Below are 25,380 nucleotides of genomic sequence, written 5' to 3'. Positions count from 1 at the left end.
GCTCCCGAGCGGTTCAGGCGGGCAGTCCGCCGGTGACCGACAGGAACTGCAGCTTCTCGTAGCTCTCACTGCCCGGCTCGGCGGTGTAGACCAGCAGCTTCTGAGACTGGTCGGGATCGATCAGGGTCTGGCAGTGCAACTCGATCAGGCCGACCTGCGGGTGCCGGATCCGCTTCGCAGCGCAGTACGGGCCCGGGACGGGATGCTCGCGCCAGAGTTCGGCGAACTCCGCACTGCTGCGCAGCAGGACGTCCGCGACGGTGCCCGCACGCGAGCGCGCGCCGTCGCGGGTGTAGACCCGATGCAGGTCCGCGGTGAGCTGGCGGCTGTGCACCGGATGGTCGTCCGGGTCGTAGAGGTCGCGCACCACCGGGTCGGTGAACCACCGGTAGTGCAGGCTGCGCGCAAGCCCGGTGTAGCCGGTCTCGTCGCCCAGCAGCGCCACGGCGAGCCGGGTCTGCCGGAGCGTCTCACCGTGGTCGCTCACCACCTGCGCGGCCGCGTCACCGAGCCCGTCGAAGATGCGCATCATGCCCGGGTTGATGTGGTCGGTCCGCTGCACCCGCTGCGGCACCGGGTGACCGCCGAGGCGGAACAGGTGGTCCCGCTCCTCCAGCGACAGCCGCAGGCCACGGGCGATCGCGGCGAGCATCTGCTCCGACGGATGCGGCCCACGCTGCTGCTCGATCCGGCTGTAGTAGTCGGCCGACATGCCGCTGAGCGCCGCCACCTCCTCGCGGCGCAGCCCGCCGGTGCGCCGCCGCCGTCCCCGAGGCAGCCCCACGTCCTCCGGCTGCAGCGCCTCGCGCCTCGTCCGGAGGAATTCAGCGAGTCGTTCCCGTTGCATGACGCGGCTCCGTTCCTCTGATCTTGCAAACAACGCCCAGGTCAGCCCTGTTTCCATCGCGACGACGATCACACCGGGGCAACCCGATCCTGTACGGGGCCGCGGTGCTCAGCCACGGACAGGTTGTGCCTGGTTACGGCCTCGCGACGGCAGCACAGTCGAACCCATGAACAACCCAGCACACACCCCGATCGGCCACTGGATCGACGGCCGCACCGTCGCCGGCTCCGGCGAGACCATCCCCGTGACGAACCCGGCCACCGGCGAGATCGTCGCCGAAGCGCCCGCCGGCACCTCCGCGCTCGTGGACCAGGCCGTCGCCGCAGCCCGCGCCGCCTTCCCCGGCTGGGCCGCCACCGACCCGGCCGAGCGGGCCGCCGCCGTACGGCGCATCGGCGAAGGCCTGCAGGCCCGCGCCGAGGAGATCGCCGTCACGATCACCGCCGAGATGGGCTCGCCGATCGCCCTGTCCCGTACCGCCCAGATCGGGTTCCCGGTCGCCGTGGCGAACTCCTTCGCGGCGCTCGCCGCGGACTTCGCGTGGACCGAGCAGGTCGGCAACTCCCTGATCGTGCGTGAGCCGATCGGCGTCGTCGGCGCGATCACACCGTGGAACTTCCCGCTCCAGCAGATCGTCTCGAAGCTCGCTCCCGCCCTGGTCGCCGGGGACACGATGGTCTTCAAACCGTCGGAGGTCGCGCCGTTGACCGCACGGATCCTCGCCGAGGTCACCGCCGAGGCGGGCCTGCCGGCGGGCGTGTTCAACGTCGTGTACGGCACCGGCGAGGTCGTCGGCGAGGCGATCTCCGCGCACCCCGACATCGACATGATCTCGTTCACCGGCTCGACCCGGGCCGGGCGGAGGATCTCGGCCGTCGCCGCGCAGACCGTCAAACGGGTCGCGCTCGAACTCGGCGGCAAGGGCGCGAACGTCATCCTCGACGACGCCGACCTGGCCAAGGCCGTCGAGAAGGGCCTGATGATGGTGTTCACCAACAGCGGCCAGGTCTGCGGCGCGTGGCCGCGGATGCTGGTCCCCGCGGCCCGCCACGACGAGATCGTCGAGCTGGCGATCGCGGCGGCGGCGCAGTACACCGTGGGCGATCCGACCGACGAGGCCACCCGGCTCGGGCCGATGGTCTCCGAGGAGCACCGGCGCAAGGTCGACGGGTACATCGAGCGCGGCATCGCCGACGGCGCGACGCTGCTGTTCGGCGGCCCGGGGCGGCCCGACGGGCTCGACGGCGCGTACGTCCGGCCGACGATCTTCGCCAACGTCGACCCGGACTCCGCCATCGCTCAGGAGGAGATCTTCGGCCCGGTGCTCACGATCATCCCGTACACCGACGACGACCACGCGGTGGCCATCGCCAACAGCACGATGTACGGCCTGACCAGCGGGGTCTTCGGGGAACCCGAGCACGCCCTGGCCGTGGCCCGCAGGCTGCGCGCCGGTCAGGTCGACATCAACGGCGCACCGTGGAACGCGCTCGCCCCGTTCGGCGGCTACCGCCAGTCCGGCAACGGCCGCGAGTTCGGCCACTTCGGACTGGAGGAATTCCTGGAGACCAAGTCCGTCCAGAGCTGATCCTGCAGTTTCGGGGAAACTGCACCCATCGCCGAGCGCGAAGGGACAGTTCCCCGAAACCGCAGCACGCGGTCCGGGACCGGCCGTAGGTGTCGCCTAGAGCATCTCGGCGAGGAATTCGGCGAGTTTGGCTTCGGCCTCCGGGGAGCCCGGCCGCAGGTGCTCGTGTGCCTCGCCCTGCTTGTGGCCCTGTTCCAGCCACTTCATGAAGTCGCGCCGCATCTGCGGGTCCTTCAGCTTGCTCTTGAGCCACCCGGAGTCCTCCAGCTCGGCCTTGTTGGCGTCGCTGATGCGCTCCTGGCGCGGCGGCGGGTCGTCCTGGCCGTACTTCTCCTCCCAGTAGTCGTCGCCACGGCCGCCGCTGCCGTTGCCGCTCATCATCGCGGCGAGGATCGCCAGCGCCCCGGCTCCGGCGAGGGTGGCCAGGAAGTCGGCCGCTGCGGCGGTGAGCACGAGCTGGAAACCGCCACCGGCCAGCGCCGCGAGGCCGAACGGCGGGAACCAGATCATGGCCATCATCGCCAGCAGCAGCGAGGCCAGGAACAGGGTCTGGCTGATCGCGTCGAGAATGTGCGAGGTGAGGATCGGCTGGTCGGGCCCGCCCGCCGCGAGGCCGAGCACGAGGCTGCCGATCCCGGCGGCGATGCTGCCGAAGCCGGTGAGCAGCCTCAGTTCGGCGCGTACGGCGGCGTCGGCGGCGGGGGCGGCCAGCAGCGGGCGCAGCCGCCGGGCGGTGGCGTACAGCTGCCAGCCGAGCCAGCCGAGTCCGGCCGCGGAGAAGACCAGCACGAGCGGGAACACCCACGGCTCGGCCAGCAGGCCCTGCACGCCGGAGAAGGTGGGCAGGCTGCCGGGCAGGAAGTACAGCACGGCGGGCACGAGCAGGGCCGCCCATACCAGCAGCGGCAGCCAGGGTTTGATGCCGCGCGGCGGGGTGGTGCCCTCTCGGCGGCGCAGGCCGGTCCCCCGCCACGCCTGCGCGTCGGTGGCGTCGAGGGCGGCGGTCGCCTGGGCCACGGCTTGGCGCATCGGGTCGTCGGGGGTGGCCCGGTCGTGGCCGAACAGGGCGGCGCGGCGGGTCAGCGCGTACGTCCAGGTGAGGTAGGGGGTCCAGGGCAGGCCCGCGAAGGCGTGGCCGCCCAGGGCGGCGATCGCGGGGCGGCCCGCCTGCTCGGACGCGGTCAGCGTGTCGGGCCAGGCGCGTTTGCCCGCGAGCAGGGTGCGCCGGTCCAGGAACGTCGCGGCGGCCAGCGCGAGCAGCGGGTACAGCCACAGCGCGTGGCGCAGGAACGCCAGCGGGGTGGCGAGCGCGTTGATGACGCCCGCGCCGTCGGGGTCGGCGACCTCGTGGTTGTACGCGGCGTGGTCGAGCCACGGGAACAGCAGCAGCGCGGCACCGGCCAGGCGCTGCAGGGCGCTGCCGCGGATCAGCAGGCCGAGGCCGAGCCCGGCCAGGGCACTCCAAACCAGGTGCAGGCTGACCTCGGGGCTGGGCGCGTCCGTGGAGAACGCGTCGATGTACGACACCGGAGTCGGCAGCCAGGAGCTGACCAGGTCGGGCAGGCCCCAGATCTGGACGAAGCTGAACCCCTGCATCCGGGACCAGCCTTCGAACGGCCCGCCGCCGGTGATCGCCGCCGCCTCGTCGGCGTGGCGCAGCAACTGCTCGACGAGCCCGAACCCCGCCCCGCCGGCCGCACCGAGCAGCAGGAAGTCGGTCAGGCCCCATTGCGCGCGTACTTTGCGGTGCAGCAGGGCGAGCAGCGCGAACGGGGCGACCTTGGCCAGCTCCTCGATGAGCGGGTCGACGGTGTAGCTGGCGGTGCGGACTATCTCCGGCAGCGGGTCTCCGCTGAGCGCGGCCATGCCGCGGGTGTAGAGCAGCTGCAGGCCGAGGGCGAGCATGCCGGCGCCGTAGAGCCCGGCGACGACGCCGAGGATCAGCAGCGGCATCCGCACCGTACGGGTCGCGGAGGCGAGCATCGTCAGCTGCCATACGCCGTAGCAGGCGGCGAACATCATCAGGACCGTCACGCCGCGCACGGTAGCGGACATCGACTACCCCCACTGTCTGGAACCGAACAGCGCGGCCGTCGGTGAACCGATCCCCCGTTCGTGTCCCCGGTCGGGAATCCGGCTCAGCCGAGCTCGGCGGACTCCGCCGGACCTACGCTCGGCCGCACTCCATCGGGCAGAGGGATGTCCGGTCGTCGTGAGGCGGTGTGACGGTGGCACTCGATGAGACACAGGTCTTCAAGTTCCTCGCCCTGCGGGCGCCGGAGCGGCCGCTGGGCGGGACACCGCCCGATCGGTTCATCCGCGACCCTCGGTCGCTGTCGGGGGAGGGCCGCAGCCGGCTGACGGAACTGGCCCAGCGGCTCGCCGTCGAGCCCGAGGCGGTGCAGGCCTGGCGGCAGCTCGACCTGTCCGCCGTGGACGAGGTGGCGGCGGCCCGGCCACGGCTGCTCGACGCGTACCGGGCGGCGAGCGGCGACCCTGGTGACGGCCTGGCGGCGGCCCGCGCGGCGGGGGTGCCGCAGCCCGCGCTGGATCGCGACGAGCGGCTGCTCCGCGAGGTCTGGGACGCGGTGCACACCGCCTACATGACGGGCTCCGGGGCGGGGCCGCGCCTGGACGCGCCGGTGCAGGCGCTGCGGGTGCTGCATTTCGTCGCGTCGCTGGCGGACGAGCCGCAGCCCACACCGGCGCGGGCCGTGGCGTTGCTGGAGGCGACCCCGCTGGTGCCGGCGGTGCTGCGGGACGCCGTGGCCGAGCACCGGACGACCGCCAGCGCTCGCGCCGACGTCGACGAGTCGCCTATCCGCTCCGAGGCGATCACCCGGCTGATCCACGATCGGGCCGCCGCCCAGCGCCTGCTGGACCGGGTGCAGCGGGCCCGGCCGGCGGCCGCCCGGTTCGAGCAGGGCCCGGCCGGGCAGCGGGTCGCGGTGGCGCTGGACACGATGCCCCGCCCGCTGGCCGACCTCACCGACGACGCCGAGGTGGCGCTGCGCGACCGGCTCGGCTTGACCGCGCAGGCGTCGGTGCCGGAGGCGGTGCTCGCGCTGCGCGAACACATGTCCGGCTTGGACACCCGCGCGTGGGAGCTGCGCACGGACTCCCGGTTCACCACCGCACTGGCCGCCCACGACGGCGTGGACGACATCCGCCGCAGGCTGCCCGCCGGCAAGCCCGACCCGGGCACCGCCATGGACGAGAACGTGCTCGGCCGGATCCATCCGCTCGGCATCGGCGACCTGAAGGTGGTCAAGCAGCGGCTGCTGCGCTACGAGGCCGGCGAGGTCGCGCACATCGAGTCGGTGCTGCGGGGCGAGGCCAAGGAGAGGCGCTTCCGGACCCTGCACCGGACCGAGAACACGTTCTTCACCGCCGAGGAGGAGACCCGCGACACCGAACGCGACACCCAGTCCACGGAGCGGTTCGAGGTGAAGCGGGAGGCCGAGCAGACCGTCAAGGAGGACATGAGCGTCAAGGCGGGGCTGTCGGTGACCGGCACGTTCGGCCCGGTCGTCACGACCGCCACCGGGGAGTTCGCGTACTCGACGGCCAAGCAGGAGTCGACGCGCAGCAGCGCCAACTACGCCCGCGAGATCGTCGACCGGTCGGTGAGCAAGGTGCAGACGAAGGTGCGCACGGAGCGGACCGTCAAGACCGTCGACGAGGTCGAGGAGATCAACGACCACCGGCTGGACAACGTCGGCGGCGCCGAGCACATCAGCGGGGTGTACCGGTGGGTCGACAAGCGCTACCGGGCCCAGGTGTACAACTACGGCCGGCGGCTGATGTTCGAGTTCGTGGTGCCCGAGCCGGCCGCGTTCTACCGCGCCGCCCGTACCGCCGCGGCGATCGCCCCGCGGCACGCCGCGCCGCCGGAGCCGTTCGTCAACCTGTACGGCGTGCCGCTGACCCCACGCGACATCACCGAGGACAACTACGCGACCATCGCGGCCACCTGGGGGGCGAAGGTGTCCCCGCCGCCGCCGGAGTACACGTACGCGCACCTGGCACTGGCCAAGGACAGCGTCGAGATCGCCAAGGCGATCGGGGTCGCCGACGAGAAGTTCGTCATCCCCGAGGGCTACGAGCTGCGGTACTACAGCCTCGCCGTGTCCTTCGTCGGCAAGAACAACCCCGGTTTCGTCGTGCACGTCGGCCGCGACCGGTACGAGTTGCACAACAGCAACGCCAACAACGCCACCGAGCAGGCCTACCTGTACGGCGACGTGCTCGGGCTGCCCGACCAGGTCACCTCGTTCGTCGGCAGTGTCCCGGTCAGCGTGACCGGCTACGACGTGCTCGGCTACGCCGCGAACTTCAACGGCTACTGCCGGCGGCTCACCACCACGCTCGACAAGTGGCGGCTCGCCACCTACGCGGTGATCTACGACGCGTACCAGGTGCTGCAGGCGGCGTACGACCAGAAGGTCGCCCAGGCCGAGGCCGCCGCCGGGATCGTGATCAGCGGGCAGAACCCCGCGCTCAACAAGCAGGTCCAGCAGACGGAGCTGAAGAAGCTCTGCCTGACCCTGCTCACCGGCGAGCACTTCGGCCGCTACCACGCGGTCACCGACCCGCCCGACAAACCCGCGCAGCACCCCGAGGTCCGCATCGACGAGGCGCTGCGCAACGGCCCGATCATCCAGTTCCTGGAGCAGGCCTTCGAGTGGGAGCAGATGACCTACCTGTACTACCCGTACTTCTGGGGCGACAAGCGGCGCTGGGTGGAGGTGCTGCACCAGTCCGACACCGATCCGGTGTTCGCCCAGTTCCTCACCGCGGGCGCGGCCCGGGTGCTGGTGCCGGTGCCGATGGCGTACGCCGACGCGGTCCTGTTCATGCTCAACTGGCCGGAGCCGGATCTCGCCAAACGCGTGTGGCGCGGCGGTGAGCCGGTGCCCTACGACGACCTGATGTACACCTCCATCGTCGACGAGATCAAAGGCCAGACCGACGACCTCGCCGGTGCGACGCCCGAGGGCGACCCGTGGGACTACACCGTGCCCACCACCCTGGTCTGGCTGCAGCCCGGCCCCGAGCTGCCCGTGTTCGAGTGACGGGCGGCGACGATGACTGGTCTCACGCCGGTGCTGATCTGCCCCGGCATCGGCAAGGACACCCGCCCGGCGGGGGTCGTGTACGGCACTGAGCCCAAGCCGCAGCCTGGCCCGGTCGGCCCCGAAGGCCGCCGGATCATGGAGTGGCAGTGGGCACAGAACGCCATGTTCGCCCACTACTACGCCGACTTCCTGCGTACCCACCCGACGTTCGGGTTCGTGCTCGCCGAGGCCGCCTACGCCAGCCTGCTCACCGGCGTCGACGCGGTGGACGTCATGTTCGGGGAGCTGGCTCAGGACTTCCGCCGCGACCACAAGGCCCGAGGGCTGCTGCGCCCCGACATCCTCGGCGTGTCCGTCACCCCGCATGCCAACCGCTACCGGGTCGACGTGGAGATCCTGGAGGTCACCACGCTGACACAGGCGCAGAAGACGCACCGCGAGGACGTGCTCTACAAACTCGGCAAGCTGCGCGAGGTCCTCACCGCCCGCGACTTCCTGATCCGCCAGACGCTCTCGGCGCAGAAGCTCGAATTCTCCATCGGGCCGTCGCCGTGGCGGCCGGTCGAGTACTGGAAACGTATCGTGGTGCTGCCGCTGCGGCCGCGCGAGGACGGCAAACGGTGCGTCGAGTGGATCTGCTTCCAGCCGACCTTCATCGAGGGCAACCCGCCGGGCCTGCTGCTTTACGAGATCCACTCTCTCCCGCTGGAGGAGAGCCGGATCCCCAAGCCGGTGCTGGACAAGCTGGCCGAACAGGAGCGCGACGAACGTCGGCGCCAGGCGGTGCCGTACGGGCAGACGCTCACACCGTGGCTCACCCCGCAGTACCTGAACAACCGCCTGCTGGACCGGCAGCAGATGGAGGCCCTCGCCATCGCGTCCGGCGTCGGCATGCTCGCCGTGCTGGGCATCTTCGCCATCGAAGCCGTTGCGGGCATGGCCTTCCTGCAGGTGGCGAGCCAGGCCTGCACGGTGGCCCCGGAAGGCCCGGGCATCGTCCGGATCGCGCCGCAAGTGCTCAGGCTCGTGGCCGACGCGCTGCGAAGCACCATGCAGACCGCCAACCAGTGGTACACCGTGCTCGGCGGCCGGCTCGCCGTGCCCGTGCCTTGACCGGGGCCGTCAGGCCTCTTCCCAGTCGAGGCGGCCGTTGTGTACCGAGCGGCGGGACTTCAGGAACGGGCTGCCGTAGCGCATCGCCTCGTACGAGCGCGACAGCAGCGCGCCGAGGTCCGGCCAGGTCTTCGGGGCGTCGCGGGACTCCTCCGCGGACATGATCGTCACATGGCCGTGGGTGTCGCGGTCGCTGTGGTCCACGGCCAGGCACGAACCGCGCCTGCCGGACGCGACCGGCAGCCACTGCCGGTGCCAGGTGTGCCAGTGCCGGTCGGCGTCGGCCGTGAGGCGCCGCCGCGACACCGCGATCATGTCGGCGGCGCCGAGGAACACGAACCCCGGCGCGAGACAGAACGCCGGGGTGGCCGCGCCCGCGCCGTTGTGCCAGCTCAGCAGTTCCTCCACCTCTTTGAGCAGGTCCACGCCCAGGTGCGCGCGCACCGCCGCGAGCTGATCGCGGGTGGCCGGCGGCGGCAGGTCGCGCAGGGTCAGCGGCGCGTGCTCGGCCAGCCAGCCGTCGATCGCCGCGAGCGTGGAGGAGAACGGCATGAGGCATTCAAGCACCTCGGGACCGACCTGCCTGTCCCCCGTACGCCCGAGGCGCGACAACCCTGGGCGATTGTGGCCGACTGTCCACTTCGGTCAGATGTGTAGGCCGATGTCGCAGGCGGGCACTATGATCGGCCGCTGTGACCGACACCGGGCCGAAGACCTCCGCCGGCCCCGTTCGCGTGCTGCTCGGCCTGCTTGCCGCCGTGCCGGCCCTCATCCTGCTGATCAGCGGGTATGTCGTGCCGACCGCGCGGACCGTGCTGGCGAGCTTCACCGACGTCGACATGCTGCGCGAGGACTCGGATGCTGTCGGGCTCGACAACTACTCGGCCACGTTCTCCGACTTCGCAGGCTCGCTGGTCTGGCCGCTGGTCTTCGCCGTGCTGGTGACGCTCACCGCGGTCGGCGCCGGCGGCACGCTGGCCTACCTCGCCGCACGCGCGGGCCGGGCCGGGCGGTGGACGGCCCGGATCGCGTTCGCGCTGCCGATGGCCGCCCTCGCCAGTTCCGGAGCGGCCCTCGCCTGGGTGATCACGTTCGACGAGCCGGGCGGGCTGAACCCGCTGCTCGCCCAGTACCTCACCTTCTTCGGGCTCGTCGTCGGCCTCGGCGCGACCGCGTACCTGCTGGTGTTCCGGCGCTCGACCCGGCCGCGCGACGCCGTGCCCGGCGCGCTGCTGGTCACCGGCGTCATCGCGGCCTCGGCGCTGGCGGTCGGCCTGCAGGCGTTCGGCTTCCCCTACCTGCTGGGCCGCAGCCCCGACGGGCCGCGCCACGCGTCGCCGTCGGTGCTCATCTTCGACAACGCGTACCGGACCTTCCGGGTGGGCATCGCCTCGGCCGACGCGGTCCTGCTGTGGTTGGTGCTGGGCGTGCTCGGCATCGGCATCGGGCTGTGGCTGGTCCTGGCCCGCGCCCGGGTCGTCGCCGCGGACCAGCCCGTGGACACGACGACTCCGCTCGGCAATGCCGGGTGGCGGGCGGCCGCCGCCGTCGTCACCGGCGGCCTGCTGCTGCTCGGCCTGGCCGGGCTCACCCCGTGGCTGCTGAACTCGGTGAGCTTCGGCACCGAGGCCGTCATCGGCAGCCTCTTCACGCACCTGTCCTACACCTGGCTGCCGCCGCTGATCTCCACCGTCGTCGGGGTGCTCGCCGCGGCGCTGGCCGGATACGGCATCGGCGCGCTACGGCCCCTCGGCGACCGCAGCGAACTGCTGCTGCTGCCGTTCGCGCCCTGGCTGTTCGTGGGGCTCGCCGGGCTCGCCCCGGACGCCTGGATGCACCGTACCGAGGACGGCAGCGAGTTCCTGTTCCTGATCCCGCCCGCCTCGCTGGCCATCCCGGTGCTGTTCGGGTCGGCGCTGCTGTTCCGGGGAGTCCGGTGGACCCTGGCGCTGCCCGTCGTCGGGCTGGCGGGCCTGGTGACGTGGATCGTCCAGGCGCAGGACACCCTGTGGCCGCTCATCGCGGGCTTCCGGCCCGACAGCGCCCCGATGCAGGTCGTCGTGATGCAGGCGATCACGAGTTTCGGCTACACCGGCGAAGACGGCGGCATCCCGACCGGCTGGCTGTATCCGCTGCCGATCTGCCTGCTCGTCGCGGCCGCCATCGGCGCGGTGCAGGTCCTGGTGCTGGACCGGCTCACGCTGCGCACCGGCCGGGGCACTGACGCCGACGCTGCCGAGACCGTGAGCAAGGCTACCGGCGAACAATGACGTCGAGGGCTACGGCCCGATCAGCCGTAGCCCTCCATCCACGGAAGGCGCTCAAGTTCGTGGAACCGTCCGGTACCGCACAGGTCCATCAGCACGGCGAGGTGCGAGCGCGACACTCCGCGCAGATGCCTCGGTGCCTCGTCGACGTCGTCCTCCCAGATGACGAGGCCGCTGGGGAACGCCGACAGGGTCCATCCGCCACAGGAGACCCAAACATCGGGATGCTCGTCGTCAATGTACGCATCGAGTTCGGCGATCAGCTCCGGGATCTTGTCCGGCGAGTAGTCCTCGGAGTGTCCGTAGCGGTGGGTGATTGAGGCGGACATGGCGTGATGCCGGCTGAGCGACTTACTGATCAGCCGGACGCCGCAGCCCGAGCCGGACCAGCAGCAGGCCGACGACCGCGGTGATCGGGCCGATGACCGCCCAGATCTTCTGGCCGTTCATGCCACCGGACTGGCCGAGCAGGTCCAGGCCCTGCAGGGTCCAGACGATCCCGGACAGCACCAGCAGCACTCCGAGCACCAGCCACACCCAGCGCATGACCACTCCCACCCGTCGACGAGCGAACGAGCGCTCATCGTCGCACGGGCACGTCTGAGATCAAACAGCATCGGCGAACCGCAACATCGGTACCCTGATGTCGGTCCAGCGAGCTGTACAACTTTTTTGATGTGGTCACATCAAAATTGATGTAGCCGCGCGCAGATACCATCGCGCGATGCCCGTCGAAGTACGCGATCTGGTCCCTGCTTTCCTCGACTTCTGGCAGCAGGCCGCGAGATGGCGCACGCCATCCAGCTGCGGCTGCCCGCGACGCCGTGGCCGCAGGACGGCCCGCTGGGACACGGGGTCTTCGCCGAGGGGTTCGCCACGCGGCTGACCGCCGAACTGCTACCGGAGTACGCAACCGCCGAGCACCTGTGGTTCGGCCCCGGCCATGACGGCTGGCTGGCCGAGTCCGAGCGGCGGCTGCCCGAGGCCCGCGCGGAGATCCTGGCGTGCCTGGACACGACGGAACCCGGCGTCCAGCGGCGCTATCTGAACCTCAACGGCGGGCACCACTTGCCGGACCGGATCGGCTATCTGGTCGGCGTCCGGGCCGTCGGGCAGCTGCGCCGCGCGTACAGCTGGGCAGAGCTCGCGCGCTGGGGCACCGATCGCGCGATGGTGGAACTCCGGCGGGTACTCGCCGGGTGCGCCGAAAGCTAGCCGACGTGCTGCACCTGCGGCAGCGACTGCTGCAGCTCGGCGCGGATCGCCGGCGTGAGCACCTCGCCGGCCTGCTTGCACAGCTTGGCCATCTCGTAGCCGGCCACGCCGACGTCGGCCCCGGCGGCGGTCAGCGAGGCCAGGATCGAGCCGTCGCGGATCGGCATCACCAGCAGGAAACCGCGGCCCATCTCGACGACGGTCTGGCGCACCGAGTCGCCGTCGAACAGGCCCGCCGCGCTCTTGGTCACGCTGACCAGGCTCGACGTGACCGCCGCGAACTGGTCGGCGCTGTCGCGCGGCAGCCGGTCCGAGGCGGCCACGAGCAGGCCGTCCGACGAGACGACCACGGTGTGCACGACACCGGCCACGCGTTCGGCGAATCCGTTGATGAGCCAGTTGAAGTCACGCGCCGCTGCGCTGATCGCCATTTGCGTCCACTCTCCTGTCACTTGCCGGCCGGCTGGGTCAGCTGCCGCTCCGCCTCGGTCCGCCCCTCGGCGTCGTCTTGTTCCGGCTCGGGCCCGGTCGGGGCCGTCGGCTCGGTCGGTGCTGGTTGCTCGGTCGCGGCCGGTGGCTCAGGCGCCGTCTCGGATGCCGTGGCCGCCTCGGGTGACGTCCGGGGTGCGGGCACCGCCGACGGGACCGGATCCGAGCCGGCGGCGTCCTCGGCCTCGGCGCGCCGCACTCCCGCGTAGAGCCTGGTCAGCGTGTCACCGAGCGCGTCCGGGTCGGCCTCGTAGCGGGTGGTCACGGCCTGGGCCGCCTCCGGCACGGACCTGCGGGTACGGGCGGGCAGCCCGGCCTTGGTCAGCGTGGGCGGCTGCGGCTCGGACTCGGCCGCGGGCGTGGCGACGGCATGCTCACCGGCGTCGCGGTTCCACCAGATGCTCGGCGTCCGGCGCTCCGGCGCGAGCACGTCCTCCGACCTGGTCGGCACGCGGCGGCGCAGGCTGGACAGGGCGGCCTCGCCGGTTTCGGCCTCCGGCGGCGTGGTGCCGAGCTCGTCGGTGGGCGCGGGCGCGATGAGCGCCTCGGGCAGCACCACCCGCACGGTGACCCCGCGGATGCCCGAGGTCAGCTGCACGGTGATGCCGTGCCGCCGGGCCAGGTGTCCGACCACGACCAGGCCCATCCGTTCGGCGGCCGAGGTGTCGATGCTGACAGGTTCGGACACCTGCTGGTTGGCCTCGGCGAGCAGCTGCGCGGACATGCCGATGCCGTCGTCGGCGACGACCAGCTCGGCCGAGCCGTCATCCAGCGCGTGGCCGCGCACCTGCACCGTGGTGTCGGGCGGGGAGAACGCGGTGCCGTTCTCCAGCAGCTCCGCGAGCAGGTTGACGACGTCGGCGACGGCGTGGCCGACGACGAAGACCCCGTCGGGAGTGTCGTGGTGGACCCGCTGATAGTGCTCGACCTCGGCGGTCGCCGCGAGCACGATCGTGTTGAGGTCCTTGGGCCGGTTCCAGTGCCGGGCGGTGTCCCCGCCGGCGAGCACGAGCAGGTTCTCGTCGTTGCGGCGCAGGCGGGCCGCGAGGTGGTCCAGGCGGAACAGGTTGCCGAGCTTGTCCGGGTCGACCTCGGCCGACTCCATGGTGTCGAGCAGCTGGAGCTGCCGCTCGACCAGGGTCTGGCTGCGCCGGGACAGCTTGATGAAGATCTCGTTGACGTTGCGCCGCATGCTGGCCTGCTCGGCGGCCAGGCGCACCGCGCTCAGGTGTACGGCGGTGAACGCCTCGGCTACCTCGGCGACCTCGTCCTGCGAGCCGACCACGATCGGCTCGACGTGCACCGGCGGCGCGGCGGTCGGGGCCAGCCGGAGCTGCTCGATGACGCTGGGCAGCGCGACCTCGGCGACCAGCAGGGCCTGGGCGCGCAGCGAGCGCAGTGTCGAGGCCATGTTGCGGCCGATCACGATGGACATGAGCAGTGCCGCGAGCAGCAGCACGATGGTGACCAGCGAGCCGAACAGGGTGGTCAGCCATTGGCTGCCGCTGGCCGCGGCGACCGCTTCGGACGCGTCGGCCAGCAGGTCCTGCTCGACGGTGCGCAGCTGTTCGAGTTCGGTGGTGCTGGCCGACCACCACTGCTGCGGGTCGACGCCGGCTTCGGGGTCGGCGGCGACGATCGTCTCGGCGAGGCGGTTGGCGTTGCGCACGGCTTGACCGGCGACGACGTCTTCGAAGCGGGCGACCTGCGCGGGGTCGGCGTCGGCGCGGAAGCCGGCCAGCGCGGCCTGACGCTGGGCGCGGGCCTGGGCGATGCGGGCGCCGGGCGCGGACTCGAAGGCGGCTCCGTAGCAGAGCATGTACAACCGGCCGCGGATCTGCGCGGTGAGTTCCTTGGCGCGGGCCAGATTGCTGAAACCGCGCACCAGGCGGCCCAGCGCGGCGTCGCCGCCGACGTCGGCCGGGGTCGGCAGCAGCGCGTGCAGCGAGGCGATGACGCCGGAGTACGCGTCGAAGGCGGCCTGGGCGCGTAGCCAGCCGCCGGCGACCCCGGCGCGCAGCCGGGCGACCTCGTCGAGCCGGTCCTGGGCGGCCCGGTAGGGCACGGCCAGCGCGGCCTCGGCCGCCAGTTCCGCGGCAGCCGTTCGCCAGCGGGCTGCGGCGCGGTCCACGGCGGTGCGCTCGGGGGCCAGCCCGGCGACGTCCCGGGCCGGGACGCCGCCCGCCGACAGCGAGACCAGCATGCCGACGGTGCGGTCGCGTTCGTTCTGCAGCTCGTGGACCAGGGTGGTGATTTCGTCGCCGAGGGAGACCTGGTGGGAGAAGGCGTCGAGGTCCGTGGCGGTGCGTACGGAGTCGGAGATCTGCACACCGGCGACCACCAGGAAGCCCAGCAGCGGCACGGTGAGCACCGCGGCGAGCTTGGTCGGCACCCGCCAGAGCCGCGTACGCAGCGGCGATGTGCGGCGGTGCGCCCCGGTCGCCCGCCCGCTGCGACGCCCTTGATCCGTCACCGGACGACCTCCGTACACTTTGCTCAGTCCACATCAGAGTGATCTAGGTCTTGCTGCGTACATCTAACCGTCGGCTGTGACGCCGCAGCAAGAGGATCCGGGATGAACTTATTTAACGGAACACATACGACGCCAGGGCTTGAAACTCTCAGGCGCGCACGAAAAGATACCCCGGTCCACGATCATCGGCACCGGCTGGTTTCCACATCGGAGCGTGTTTCCATGAATCCGCTGCGCCTGGCGTGCTGCCTGGCCTCGGTCGCCCTGCTGATCGCCGGGTGCACGTCCACCCCGGACACTCCGCAGCCGCTGGCGATCGGCGTGCTGGCGCCGCTCAGCGGCCCGGACGCGAGCTGGGGCGTCGACGCCGTGAACGGGGCGCGGCTGGCCGTCGACATCGTCAACGACGCCCACCCCGACCTGCCACTGCCGCTGGCGGCGGGCACCGGCGTGCCGGGCCGGCGCGGCGCGCGGCTGAGCCTGGCCGCCCGGGACACCGCAGGGCAGGCCGAGACCATGTCTGCGGCGATGACCGTGCTCGCCGAGCAGGAGCACGTGGCCGGGCTGGTGCTGGCCGATTCCGCCGACATGGCCGAGTCCGCCGCCAGCCAGGCGCAGCGCCTGCGGGTGCCGCTGCTCGACGCGCGCAGCAGCGACGACTACCTCACCGAACTGGGCATCGACTGGTACTTCCGGATCGGCCCCAGTGACAGCCGGCTCACCGAGGCCGCGTTCGCGCTGCTGGCCCGGCGCGGGGCCGGATCGGGCGGGATCACCCTGATCACCGAGTCAGGGCGGGGCGGCTCCTCGGCGGCCGTGGCGAGCCTGCGGGACCTTGCGCGCCGCGCGGGTGTCCCGGTCACCGCGTCGCTGACGATCAAGGAAGGCGCGACCGACGCGGAGCGGCTGCGCGACCCGCTCGCCGAGAAACCCGAGAACACGGTCGTCGCGTGGGCGCAGACCGCGGCCGGGGCGCGGGCCGTCGCCGTCGCCGTCGGCGAGACCAAGGGGCGTCCGACGCTGGTCGGCCTCGGCCAGGGCTTCCGGTCGCTGGAACGGCCCGACAGCGGGGCCGCGCTGCTGCGGGCGGTGCCGTGGTCGGCCGACCTCGCCCAGCGCGACCCGACCGCCCGGCTCGTCGCCGAGCTGTACGAGCGGCGCAACGGCAAACCCATGAGCGCGGTCGCCGCCGACGCGTTCACCGCGACGATGGCCCTGGCCGCGGCCGTGGACGCGGCCGGTTCCGCCGACCCGGCCGCGATCCGGACCGCGCTGCGCCGCACGTCGCTGTCCGCCGTACAGCTGATCATGCCGTGGGACGGGGTGCGCTTCGGTGACGACGGGCAGAACCAGTTCGCCGCCGCCGTCGTCGAGCAGTGGCAGGACCGCGCCTACCGGCTGGTGTACCCGATCGAGCTGGCCTCGACCCGGCCCCGGTGGAGCAGCCCGGAGCCGAAGCCGTGACCGGCCTGCCCCTGCTGCTGCGGGACGCGTTGCTCACCGACGGACGCCGCGTCGACGTGCGGGTCCACGACGCGGCGATCGAACGGGTCGAGCCGGCCGGGACCGTGGACACCACCGGCGCGCAGGTCGTCGAGCTGGACGGTCAGCTGCTGCTCCCCGCCCCGATGGAGATCCACGCCCACCTGGACAAGGCGCTGAGCGCCGACGCCGTGCCCAACCCGGCCGGGGACCTGTTCGGCGCGGTCACCGCGTGGCTGGCGTACCGGCCGTCGCTGACCCGCGAGCAGGTCGAGCGCTCGTCCCGCACGGCCCTGGACGGCTACCTCGGCCACGGCGCGACGGCCGTGCGCACCCACGCAGACCTCGGTGAGGGGATCGGCCTGCGGGCGCTGCAGGCCGTGCTCGCGGTGCGGGACGCGGCCGCCGGGCGCTGCGCCGTGCAGGTCACCGCGTTCGCGGCCGTGCCGCTGACCGGCGCGGCCGGGGCCGCCAACCGCGCGCTGCTGGCCGAGGCGCTGGCGGCGGGCGCCGACGCGGTCGGGGCGTGCCCGGGGCTCGACCCCGACCCGGCCGGCTGCATCGCGATCTGCCTCGACCTGGCGGCCCGGCACGGTGTCCCGGTGGACCTGCACATCGACGAGTGGCTGCACCCCGAGCCGTGCTCGCTGGAACTGCTGGCCGACGCGGTCGTCGCGACCGGATTCCCGCACGGCGTGCTCGCCGGGCACTGCGTCAGCCTCGGCATGATGGACCCCGAGCGGGCCGGGCCGCTCGCCGACAAGGTCGCCCGCGCCGGGATCGCCGTGGCCTGCCTGCCGCAGACCAACCTGTACCTGCAGGGACGTGACCACGACCGGGCCGTGCCGCGCGGGCTGACCGCGCTGCGCACGCTGCGCGCTGCGGGCGTCACGGTCGCCGCGGGCGGCGACAACCTGCAGGACCCGTTCCAGATCCTCGGCCGCGGCGACCCCCTGGAGACGGCCGCGCTGCTGGTGCTGGCCGGCCACGACACCCCCGAGACCGCGTACGACGCGGTCAGCGCCCAGGCCCGGCGCGCCGCGGGCCTGCCGCCCGTCGCCGTCGCGCCGGGTTCACCCGCCGAACTGCTGGCCGTCCGCGCGGGTTCGCTGCGCGAGGCGCTGGCCACCACCACCCCCCACCGGCTCGTGGTCCACGGCGGGCGGATCGTCGCCCGCACCACGGTCACCAGGCACGACCCGGACGACCACGAGGCACAGACAAGCCCTGCACAGATAGGACGTACCGCGTGACCGACGACGGCATCCCCGCCCTGACGATGGAGGCGGTCGGGGTGCGATATCCCGGCGGCACCCTGGCCCTCGACGGGGTGACCCTGCACCTGGCCGCCGGCGAGTTCACCGCCGTGGTCGGGCCCTCCGGCTGCGGCAAGAGCACCCTGCTGCGGCTGGCCGCCGGGCTGCTCGCACCGACCACGGGCACGGTCGCCCGCGCCACCGAGCGACTCGGCTTCGTGTTCCAGGACCCGACCCTGCTGCCCTGGCGCAGCGTACGGCGCAACGTCGAGCTGGCCGGCGAGCTGACCGGCGTGCCCCCGCGCGAACGTCGCGAACGGGCCGAGGACGCGCTGCGCCGGGTCGGCCTGTCGCACGTCGCCGACGCGCTGCCCGGCACCCTGTCCGGCGGCATGCGGATGCGGGTCTCGCTGGCCCGCACCCTGACCGGCCGGCCCGACCTGATGCTGTTCGACGAGCCGTTCGGCTCGGTCGACGAGATCACCCGCGGCCGGCTCGGCGACGACCTGCAGGAGCTGTTCGCCGCCGACGCGTTCGCGGGCCTGCTGGTCACCCACTCCGTCGCCGAGGCCGTCTACCTGTCGCAGCGGGTGCTGGTGATGGCCGACCGCCCGGGTCGGCTGGTCGGCGAGGTGGCGGTGCCACTGCCGTACCCCCGCCTGCCCGAGGTGCGCTTCTCCCCCGCCTTCACCGAACTGACCTCGCAGGTGACCGCCCTGCTGCAGGGCGGCGCCGCCGACCGGATCGAGGCCGCCGCATGACACACGCCCTGACCCGGCAGTCCCGGCGGCTCGTGCCGCCCACGGCGGTGGCCGCGATCGTGCTGGCCGCCTGGTACTTCGGCAGCTACGTGCTGATCGACGCCGACCGGCGCTTCCTGCTGCCCGCACCGCACGAGGTCGTCAAAGTCGGTTTCCTCGACCCGGTCAACCTCGCCGAGCTGCTGGCCGGGCTGCGGCTGTCGGCCGAGGTCGCGGTGACCGGGCTGATCTGCGCGGCGGTGCTCGGCCTGGCGCTGGCGATCCTGATGAGCCAGGCCCGCTGGGTGGAGCGCTCGCTGTACCCGTACGCCGTCGCGCTGCAGACCGTGCCGATCCTGGCGCTGGTGCCGCTGTTCGGATTCTGGTTCGGGTTCGGTTTCCCGAGCCGGGTGCTGACGTGCGTACTGATCGCGCTGTTCCCGATCGTGGCGAACTCGCTGTTCGGCCTGCGCTCGGTGGACCCCGCGCTGCACGACCTGTTCACCCTGCACCGCGCCGGGCGGCTGACCCGGCTGGTCAAGCTGCAGCTGCCGGCGGCACTGCCCGCGATCCTCACCGGGCTGCGCATCTCGGCCGGGGCCGCGGTGATCGGCGCGATCGTCGGCGACTTCTTCTTCCAGCAGGGCGAACCCGGCCTCGGCCAGCTCATCTACGTGTACCCGCGGCGGCTGCAGTCCGAGATGCTCTTCGCCACGGTGTTCCTGGCCTCGGCGTTCGGCGTCGCCGTCTTCTGGCTGTTCGGCGTGCTGGCCCGCCGGGCCACCGCCTGGCACTCCTCGCAGCAGCGCCGGCCCGACACCGGCGGCGCTGCCCACTGACCCGCTCTCCTCACCCCACACCCCCACAAAGGAGATATATGAACGCCCTTCCCGCCTCGCGAAGGCCGCTGCACCGGGCCGGTGCCGCGACCGTGCTGGTCGCGATGCTGCTCGCCGGGGGCTGCCAGTCCGCCGACCCCGCCACGCCGCCCGCGCCCAGCGCGGGCAGCGGCTCCACCGACCTCGCCGCGGTGTGCCCCGCGACCGTGGTCGTCCAGGCGGCGTGGACGCCCGAGGCCGAGCACGGCGCGCTCTACCACCTGCTCGGCCCCACGCCGACCATCGACGCCGCGGCGAAGAAGGTCACCGGCCCGCTGATGGCGGGCGGGCAGAGCACCGGCGTGAACATCGAGATCCGGGCGGGCGGTCCGGCGATCGGTTTCCAGAACGCCGGCGCGCAGATGTACGCCGACCCGTCGATCATGCTCGGCCAGGTGGCCACCGACGACGCCATCGGCCTGTCGGCCAAGCAGCCCGTCGTCGCGGTCGTCGCCCCGTTCGACATCGCCCCCTACATGATCATGTGGGACCCGGCGGCGAACCCGGGCTTCAACTCGATCGTCGACATCGGCAAGACCGACACCAAGGTGCTGTTCTTCAACGGCGCGACCTACATGGACTACCTGACCGGCTCGGGCACGCTGCGCCGCGGGCAGGTCGACGGCGCGTACGACGGCAGCCCGACCCGCTTTCTCGCGGAGAAGGGCAAGATCGCCCAGCAGGGCTTCGCCACCAACGAGCCGTTCATCTACGAGAAGGCCCTTCCGCAGTGGAAGAAGCCGGTCAAGTTCCAGCTCATCCACGACACCGGCTACCCGATCTACCCCGAGGCCGTCGTGGTGCGCGCCGACAAGAAGGCCGAGCACGCCGCGTGCCTCAAGCGCCTGGTCCCGATCATCCAGCGCTCGCAGGTGGAGTACGTGAAGGACTTCGCCGCCACCAACGACCTGATCATCAAGCTGAACGACGCGTACAAGGGTTTCCCGTACAGCAAGGAGCAGGCGGCGTTCAGCGTCGAGCAGCAGCTCAAGCTGAAGATCGTCGGCAACGGCGGCAACGCGACCCTGGGCGACTTCGACGTCGACCGGGTCAAGCAGGTCATCGGCATCGTCGGCCCGATCTACGCGGGCCAGCGCAAGGAGGTCAAGGCGGGCCTGACCGCGCAGGACCTGGTGACCAACGAGTTCATCGACCCGGCGATCGGGCTGAGCTGACCTCGTGAGCACCGTGGAACCACCACCGCTGGCGCACATCGCGCAGCGGGCGAGCCGCCGGGCCCCCAGCCCGGCGGCTCTCGCCGCCTTCCTCGACGCGCTCGCCGCCGCCCTGCCGGCCGACCGCGTCTCCACCCTGGAGTCGGCGCGCCAGGCCGCCTCCCGCGACGGGGCCTACCTGTCTCCGCTGCTGTCGGCCGTGCTGCCCGACCGCCTCGCCGACGTCGTGGTGCGCCCGCACTCCACCGAGCAGCTCCAGACCGCGGTGCGGCTCGCGCACGCGCACGGCATCCCGGTCGTGCCCCGCGGCCGGGGCACCGGCAACTACGGCCAGGCCGTGCCGCTGGCGGGCGGGCTGGTCGTGGACCTCAGCGACGCCGACCGCGTCCTCGAAGTCGGCAACGGCTGGGTCCAGGCCCAGGCCGGGGCGACGTTCGTCGCGCTGGAGGCCGCGGCGCGGCGCACCGGTCAGGAGATCGCGATGATGCCGACCACCGTCGGCAGCACCATCGGCGGCTTCCTCGGCGGCGGCGCGGGCGGGCTCGGCTCGATCGAGCACGGCTGGCTCTGGGACGGCTTCGTGCAGGCCCTGGAGGTGGTCGGCTGCCCACCGCAAGATCAACCCCGCCGGGTGTACGGCGCGCAGTGCCTGCCCTACCTGCACGCGTACGGCGTCACCGGGATCATCGCCACCGCCACCGTCAAGCTCGCCCCGGCCCGCGACTGGACCGCGGTGCTCGCCTCGTTCCCCGACGGCGCGGCCGCCACCCAGGCCGGGCTCGGCCTGCTGCGCCTCGACCCGGCGCCGCGTCTGGTGTCGCTGGACGAACCGGCGCTGACCGCCACGTACCCCGCCGACCCGGCGCTGCCCGAGGGGCGGCACAGCCTGCGGTCCGTGGTGGACGCCTCGCTCGTGGACGCCGTCGCGGCGCTCGTCACCGCGCACGGCGGGCGGGTCGACAAGGCCGACGCCGACGCGGTGGGTTACGTGTCGACACTGTCGTTCAACCACGTCACCCTGCGGGCCAAGAAGGCCCGGCCCGAGCTGTGCCACCTGCAGGTCGGCGGCGCACCGCTGGTCACCGACCCGGACAAGGTACGCGCGGCCCTGCCCGGCGCGATGCTGCACCTGGACGGCATGCGGCCGTTCCTCGACCCGAACGACCCGACACGCGGACGCGGTTTCGGCGGCCTGCTGCTGGCCCCGTTCCACGACGCGGCGGCGCTGTACGCCGGCGTCCAGCGGCTGCGCGAGCTGGGCGTGCACGTCGTCGACCCGCACACCTGGCTGCTGGAGGGCCCGGCCCTGCCCGGCATCCGCGCCGCCGCGGCCGTCAACGACCCGGACGGCCTGCTCAACCCGGGCAAGCTCCCCCTCGACGGATCGGCCTGACCGCTCGGCCCACCGTCGTAGATCATCCGAGTTGCCAGGCACCTGGGCGAATGACGTCGCAAGATACGCACAGGTGCCTGGCAAGTCGAGTGATCTCGCCCTTGACATCGCGGCGCGGATACCGATAGACACATGTGACTGTAATCTTGCGTCGATACCGGGGCCACTCAATGTTGCGCGCTTTCTTCGGACGTCACAAGACCGCCTCGACGTGGGCACGTAGCATCCTGCACGACGCGGCCCACGCGCTGGGCCTGAAGGTGCTCACCCTGCACGTGCCCGACCAGTGGGCCGGGCACGCCAGCGTCGGCGACTACGTCCGGGCGGAGCAGCCGGACCTGCTGGTGATGACGAACGTGACCCAGGCCCAGTTCGAGACCCTGCCGCCGCTGCGGGGGCTCAACGTCATCCGCGACCCGCGCGACATCATCGTCTCCGGCTACTTCAGCCACCGCAACAGCCACCCCGAGCAACTGATGGGCATCGTGTGGCACGAACTCGTCGCACACCGGCGGGTGCTTTCCGAGGTCGACGTGGAGGCCGGGCTGCTCGCCGAGATCGAGTTCAGCGGGGTGTTCCTGGACCCGATGTGCGAGTGGAACTACGCCAACCCGGGTGTGCTGGAGTTGCGCATGGAGGACATGGTCGCCGACCCGTACGCCGCCTGGACCCGCGCGCTGACCCACCTCGACCTGGTCGCACCGGGCAGGTTCGAACGGCTCCGGCACGCGGCGAGCACCTGGAACCTGGCCGACCGCCGCGAGACGCCGCGCGCACTGGCCCGAGCGCGCCGCCTCCTGCCACCGGTGCCGCTGCGCCGCCTGCCACCCGCGCACGTCGCGGGAGCCCTGGCCCGGTTCTCCTTCGAGCGGCTGTCCCGGGGACGGCGGCCGGGCGAGGAGGACGTGCACAGCCACTACCGGCGCGGGGTGGCCGGCGACTGGCGCAACCACCTGAACGAGGTGCACCTGAAGGCGATCACCGCGCGGTACGGCGACATCGTGCAGCAGTTCGGCTACTCAACGTGAGTCGCACATCCGACACTGACCCATTCCATCCATGTTCATCAATACCATGGGACGGGTGTCCGCTGCTGCCACGCTCCAGGCCTTGCACACCGAAGAGGGCCGCCGCAACCCGTATCCGCACTACGCCGCACTGCACGCCGCAGGCCCGGTCGCGCCGCTGACCGGCCACTACGCGGCCGTCGTGCACGGCTACGACGCGGTCAGCCGGGTGCTGCGCGATCCGGCCTTCCGGGTCCTGGACGCCGAGCAGCTCGGCTCGCAGCTGCCCACCTGGCACGAGCACCCGTCCCTGACCGTGCTGATGAACTCGATGATGTTCATCAACGGCGAGCAGCACGCGCGCCTGCGCCGCCTGATCACGCGCGAGTTCACCGCCCGCCGGGTCGCCGCCCTGACCGAGACCGTCACCCAGCAGGTCGACCACCTGCTCGACCGCCTCGCCGAACACGGCGGCGAGGTCGACTTCATCAAGGAGTTCGCCTTCCCGCTGCCCTCCAACGTCATCGGTGAGCTGCTCGGCGTGCCCGCCGAGGACCGCCCCTGGTTCCAGCCCCACGTCTCGGCGATCGGCGCGGTGCTCGACGCGGGCGGTCCCGACAAGTTCGCGGTGGCGGACAAGGCCGCGACCGAGCTCAGCGCATACTTCACCGACCTGGTTCGGCAGCGGCGGCAGGACCCTCGTGACGACCTGGTGACCGTACTGTCCGCCGCCGGCGCCGACGACGACCCGCTGACCCACGAGGAACTCCTGTCGGCGCTGGTGCTGGTGTTCAACGCCGGGTTCGAGACCACGACCCACCTGCTCGGCAACGGGCTGGAGGTGCTGCTGCGCCACCCGGACGCGGCACAGCGGCTGCGAGAGCGGCCGGAACTCGCCCCGTCCTACGTCGAGGAGTTCCTGCGCCTGGAAGCTCCGGCGCAGCTGACGACACGGTGGACCGCGGTGGACGCCGAGATCGACGGCATCGCCGTCCCGGCCGGTTCCTCGGTGCTGGTGCTGTTCGGTGCGGCCAACCGCGACCCGGCGCGGTTCGCCGACCCGGACTCGTTCCAGCCTGAGCGCTCCGACAACGCGCACCTGACCTTCAGCGCGGGCCTGCACTTCTGCCCCGGCGCGCTGCTCTCCACCACCGAGGCGCAGATCGCCTTCCCCCGGCTGCTGACCCGATTCCCGCGGCTGGCGCTCGCCGGCGAGCCCGCGTACCGCGCTCAGCTGACCCTGCGCGGCCACACGCACCTGCCGGTCACCATTGGATGACGCGGCACGGCTCTAGGGCAGGGTCACGACCTGTGCGGCGTACGACAGTCCGGCCCCGAACCCGATGAGCAGCGCCGTACCCCCGCTGGGGGCTTGGCCGTCACGCCGCATCCGCTCCATCGCCAGTGGGACCGAGGCGGCCGAGGTGTTGCCCGCTTCGGCGATGTCACGGGCCACGGGCACGTCCGCCGGGAGCTTGAGCGCCCGGACCATCGCGTCGATGATGCGCAGGTTGGCCTGGTGCGGGATGAAGGCGTCGAGGTCGTCTACGGTGATTCCGGCCGCCTGCAGCGCCCGCTGCGCCACGGGCACCATCTCGTACGAGGCCCACCGGAACACCTGCTGCCCGGACATCTGCCAGATGGGCCGCGGCCCGCTCGGGTCGTCGGCGAACGACTTCCAGTCGCGGGTCTGGCTGATCACGCCCGCCTGGCTGCCGTCGGCACCCCACACGACCGGGCCGATGCCCGGCCGTTCCGCCGGGCCGATGACCACGGCGCCCGCGCCGTCGCCGGGGATGAACGCGGTCGCCCGGTCGTTCTTGTCGATCAGATCAGTGAGCCGTTCCGCGCCGATCACCAGGACGTACCGGGCGCTGCCGCTGTGGATCATGTCGCGGGCCAGCGCCACGCCGTGGCAGAAGCCCGCGCACCCGGCCGACATGTCGAACGCCGCCGCGTTCACCGCGCCGAGCCGGTGGGCGACCTGCGGGGCGAGCGCCGGGGTCTGTTCGAGGTGCGACACCGTAGCCAGGATCACGCAGCCGATGTCGGCCGCGTCGACTCCGGCATCGGCGAGCGCGGCGGCTGAAGCCTCGACGGACATGAACGCGAGCGTCTCGTCGGGTTCGGCCCAGCGGCGTTCGGTGATCCCGGACCGGGTCCGGATCCACTCGTCGGTCGAGTCGATCCAGGTGCAGATCTCCTCGTTGGTGAGGACGCGGCGCGGCCGGTAGCCGCCGAGGCCGAGGATGCGGGCGTGGGACGCCAGGTCCGGAACGGTGATCCCGCGTCCGACCGGTGCGGGCGTCGGCGTCGGCTGTGCTGGCATCGTGTGCGGCTCCTGGCTCGTGGCGGGGGTCTCCCGATCGCGCGATGGTG

Annotated in this window: 21 protein-coding genes; 13 read left to right on the top strand and 8 right to left on the bottom strand. The window is 72.2% G+C overall.

Annotation, left to right across the window (positions count from 1 at the left end; translation table 11 throughout):
- Positions 1 to 13 precede the first annotated feature (13 nt).
- Positions 14 to 847, bottom strand: coding sequence for a helix-turn-helix transcriptional regulator (locus tag ACFQO7_RS04585; protein WP_376805199.1), 834 nt, complete (start codon positions 845 to 847; stop codon positions 14 to 16).
- A gap of 166 nt (positions 848 to 1,013) precedes the next feature.
- Between ACFQO7_RS04585 and ACFQO7_RS04580 the strand changes: the two genes are divergently transcribed.
- A complete protein-coding gene (locus ACFQO7_RS04580) occupies positions 1,014 to 2,435 on the top strand; it encodes an aldehyde dehydrogenase family protein (protein WP_376805198.1) in 1,422 nt (473 codons plus the stop codon).
- A gap of 96 nt (positions 2,436 to 2,531) precedes the next feature.
- On the opposite strand, the gene ACFQO7_RS04575 is transcribed toward ACFQO7_RS04580, so the two are convergent.
- Complete coding sequence (locus tag ACFQO7_RS04575; RefSeq protein ID WP_376805197.1) at positions 2,532 to 4,469, bottom strand: hypothetical protein; 1,938 nt, start codon at positions 4,467 to 4,469, stop codon at positions 2,532 to 2,534.
- A gap of 194 nt (positions 4,470 to 4,663) precedes the next feature.
- Between ACFQO7_RS04575 and ACFQO7_RS04570 the strand changes: the two genes are divergently transcribed.
- Positions 4,664 to 7,510 (top strand): hypothetical protein, encoded by a 2,847-nt coding sequence (locus tag ACFQO7_RS04570; RefSeq protein ID WP_376805196.1) that lies wholly within the window; start codon positions 4,664 to 4,666, stop codon positions 7,508 to 7,510.
- Positions 7,511 to 7,522: 12 nt separating this feature from the next.
- Positions 7,523 to 8,626, top strand: coding sequence for a hypothetical protein (locus tag ACFQO7_RS04565; RefSeq protein ID WP_376805195.1), 1,104 nt, complete (start codon positions 7,523 to 7,525; stop codon positions 8,624 to 8,626).
- A 9-nt stretch (positions 8,627 to 8,635) separates the two neighbouring features.
- Here the strand turns inward: ACFQO7_RS04565 and ACFQO7_RS04560 are convergent, their stop codons facing one another.
- The gene (locus ACFQO7_RS04560; protein ID WP_376805194.1) at positions 8,636 to 9,178 is read right to left on the bottom strand and encodes an SMI1/KNR4 family protein; all 543 of its coding nucleotides are present in this window, start codon (positions 9,176 to 9,178) and stop codon (positions 8,636 to 8,638) included.
- Between the two features lie 140 nt (positions 9,179 to 9,318).
- On the opposite strand from ACFQO7_RS04560, the gene ACFQO7_RS04555 reads away from it, so the two are divergent.
- Positions 9,319 to 10,896 (top strand): sugar ABC transporter permease, encoded by a 1,578-nt coding sequence (locus ACFQO7_RS04555; RefSeq protein WP_376805193.1) that lies wholly within the window; start codon positions 9,319 to 9,321, stop codon positions 10,894 to 10,896.
- A gap of 20 nt (positions 10,897 to 10,916) precedes the next feature.
- Here the strand turns inward: ACFQO7_RS04555 and ACFQO7_RS04550 are convergent, their stop codons facing one another.
- Together ACFQO7_RS04550 and ACFQO7_RS04545 are read right to left on the bottom strand one after the other, a co-directional pair.
- On the bottom strand, positions 10,917 to 11,222 hold the full coding sequence (locus tag ACFQO7_RS04550) for a hypothetical protein (protein WP_376805192.1): 306 nt from the start codon (positions 11,220 to 11,222) through the stop codon (positions 10,917 to 10,919).
- A gap of 22 nt (positions 11,223 to 11,244) precedes the next feature.
- Positions 11,245 to 11,439, bottom strand: a complete 195-nt coding sequence (locus tag ACFQO7_RS04545; protein WP_376805191.1) for a hypothetical protein — start codon at positions 11,437 to 11,439, stop codon at positions 11,245 to 11,247.
- A gap of 240 nt (positions 11,440 to 11,679) precedes the next feature.
- Here ACFQO7_RS04545 and ACFQO7_RS04540 point away from each other — a divergent pair, with 240 nt between their 5' ends.
- Entirely contained in the window at positions 11,680 to 12,108 is a 429-nt protein-coding gene (locus ACFQO7_RS04540; protein WP_376805190.1) for a hypothetical protein, read from the top strand.
- On the opposite strand, the gene ACFQO7_RS04535 is transcribed toward ACFQO7_RS04540, so the two are convergent.
- Positions 12,105 to 12,539 carry a roadblock/LC7 domain-containing protein gene (locus tag ACFQO7_RS04535; RefSeq protein WP_465252377.1) on the bottom strand — a complete coding sequence of 145 codons (435 nt, stop codon included), beginning with the start codon at positions 12,537 to 12,539 and terminating at the stop codon, positions 12,105 to 12,107. The two genes, ACFQO7_RS04540 and ACFQO7_RS04535, sit on opposite strands and share 4 nt — an antisense overlap.
- 17 nt (positions 12,540 to 12,556) lie before the next feature.
- A complete protein-coding gene (locus ACFQO7_RS04530) occupies positions 12,557 to 15,070 on the bottom strand; it encodes a sensor histidine kinase (RefSeq protein ID WP_376805189.1) in 2,514 nt (837 codons plus the stop codon).
- 222 nt (positions 15,071 to 15,292) lie between these two features.
- Here ACFQO7_RS04530 and ACFQO7_RS04525 point away from each other — a divergent pair, with 222 nt between their 5' ends.
- The 8 genes from ACFQO7_RS04525 to ACFQO7_RS04490 all read left to right on the top strand — a co-directional run bounded on the left by ACFQO7_RS04525 (position 15,293) and on the right by ACFQO7_RS04490 (position 24,280).
- On the top strand, positions 15,293 to 16,534 hold the full coding sequence (locus ACFQO7_RS04525; RefSeq protein ID WP_376805188.1) for an ABC transporter substrate-binding protein: 1,242 nt from the start codon (positions 15,293 to 15,295) through the stop codon (positions 16,532 to 16,534).
- Complete coding sequence (locus ACFQO7_RS04520; RefSeq protein WP_376805187.1) at positions 16,531 to 17,805, top strand: amidohydrolase family protein; 1,275 nt, start codon at positions 16,531 to 16,533, stop codon at positions 17,803 to 17,805. Before ACFQO7_RS04525 ends, ACFQO7_RS04520 begins: the two co-directional genes overlap by 4 nt.
- Positions 17,802 to 18,569, top strand: coding sequence for an ABC transporter ATP-binding protein (locus ACFQO7_RS04515; RefSeq protein WP_376805186.1), 768 nt, complete (start codon positions 17,802 to 17,804; stop codon positions 18,567 to 18,569). Before ACFQO7_RS04520 ends, ACFQO7_RS04515 begins: the two co-directional genes overlap by 4 nt.
- On the top strand, positions 18,566 to 19,387 hold the full coding sequence (locus ACFQO7_RS04510) for an ABC transporter permease (protein ID WP_376805185.1): 822 nt from the start codon (positions 18,566 to 18,568) through the stop codon (positions 19,385 to 19,387). Before ACFQO7_RS04515 ends, ACFQO7_RS04510 begins: the two co-directional genes overlap by 4 nt.
- Before the next feature lie 38 nt (positions 19,388 to 19,425).
- A complete protein-coding gene (locus ACFQO7_RS04505) occupies positions 19,426 to 20,601 on the top strand; it encodes a hypothetical protein (RefSeq protein ID WP_376805184.1) in 1,176 nt (391 codons plus the stop codon).
- Between the two features lie 4 nt (positions 20,602 to 20,605).
- Positions 20,606 to 21,994 carry an FAD-binding oxidoreductase gene (locus ACFQO7_RS04500; protein WP_376805183.1) on the top strand — a complete coding sequence of 463 codons (1,389 nt, stop codon included), beginning with the start codon at positions 20,606 to 20,608 and terminating at the stop codon, positions 21,992 to 21,994.
- 170 nt (positions 21,995 to 22,164) lie between these two features.
- Complete coding sequence (locus tag ACFQO7_RS04495) at positions 22,165 to 23,022, top strand: sulfotransferase family protein (protein WP_376805182.1); 858 nt, start codon at positions 22,165 to 22,167, stop codon at positions 23,020 to 23,022.
- A 55-nt stretch (positions 23,023 to 23,077) separates the two neighbouring features.
- The gene (locus ACFQO7_RS04490; protein WP_376805181.1) at positions 23,078 to 24,280 is read left to right on the top strand and encodes a cytochrome P450; all 1,203 of its coding nucleotides are present in this window, start codon (positions 23,078 to 23,080) and stop codon (positions 24,278 to 24,280) included.
- 12 nt (positions 24,281 to 24,292) lie between these two features.
- Here the strand turns inward: ACFQO7_RS04490 and ACFQO7_RS04485 are convergent, their stop codons facing one another.
- Positions 24,293 to 25,330 (bottom strand): beta-ketoacyl-ACP synthase III, encoded by a 1,038-nt coding sequence (locus ACFQO7_RS04485; protein WP_376805180.1) that lies wholly within the window; start codon positions 25,328 to 25,330, stop codon positions 24,293 to 24,295.
- Positions 25,331 to 25,380 lie beyond the last annotated feature (50 nt).

The sequence above is a fragment of the Catellatospora aurea genome (genome assembly GCF_042663325.1).
Lineage (GTDB): Bacteria > Actinomycetota > Actinomycetes > Mycobacteriales > Micromonosporaceae > Catellatospora > Catellatospora aurea.
Note: the sequence above shows the minus strand (reverse complement) of the source record. Positions and strands in the feature narration are given on the sequence as shown.

Bases quoted from the DNA above. Each gene is read 5' to 3' on its own strand.
- ACFQO7_RS04485 (WP_376805180.1), bottom strand. From the start codon at position 25,330: ATGCCAGCACAGCCGACGCCGACGCCCGCACCGGTCGGACGCGGGATC.
- ACFQO7_RS04540 (WP_376805190.1), top strand. From the start codon at position 11,680: ATGGCGCACGCCATCCAGCTGCGGCTGCCCGCGACGCCGTGGCCGCAG.
- ACFQO7_RS04505 (WP_376805184.1), top strand. From the start codon at position 19,426: ATGAACGCCCTTCCCGCCTCGCGAAGGCCGCTGCACCGGGCCGGTGCC.
- ACFQO7_RS04525 (WP_376805188.1), top strand. From the start codon at position 15,293: ATGAATCCGCTGCGCCTGGCGTGCTGCCTGGCCTCGGTCGCCCTGCTG.
- ACFQO7_RS04560 (WP_376805194.1), bottom strand. From the start codon at position 9,178: ATGCCGTTCTCCTCCACGCTCGCGGCGATCGACGGCTGGCTGGCCGAG.
- ACFQO7_RS04580 (WP_376805198.1), top strand. From the start codon at position 1,014: ATGAACAACCCAGCACACACCCCGATCGGCCACTGGATCGACGGCCGC.
- ACFQO7_RS04535 (WP_465252377.1), bottom strand. From the start codon at position 12,539: ATGGCGATCAGCGCAGCGGCGCGTGACTTCAACTGGCTCATCAACGGA.
- ACFQO7_RS04550 (WP_376805192.1), bottom strand. From the start codon at position 11,222: ATGTCCGCCTCAATCACCCACCGCTACGGACACTCCGAGGACTACTCG.
- ACFQO7_RS04545 (WP_376805191.1), bottom strand. From the start codon at position 11,439: ATGCGCTGGGTGTGGCTGGTGCTCGGAGTGCTGCTGGTGCTGTCCGGG.
- ACFQO7_RS04585 (WP_376805199.1), bottom strand. From the start codon at position 847: ATGCAACGGGAACGACTCGCTGAATTCCTCCGGACGAGGCGCGAGGCG.
- ACFQO7_RS04510 (WP_376805185.1), top strand. From the start codon at position 18,566: ATGACACACGCCCTGACCCGGCAGTCCCGGCGGCTCGTGCCGCCCACG.
- ACFQO7_RS04565 (WP_376805195.1), top strand. From the start codon at position 7,523: ATGACTGGTCTCACGCCGGTGCTGATCTGCCCCGGCATCGGCAAGGAC.
- ACFQO7_RS04495 (WP_376805182.1), top strand. From the start codon at position 22,165: ATGTTGCGCGCTTTCTTCGGACGTCACAAGACCGCCTCGACGTGGGCA.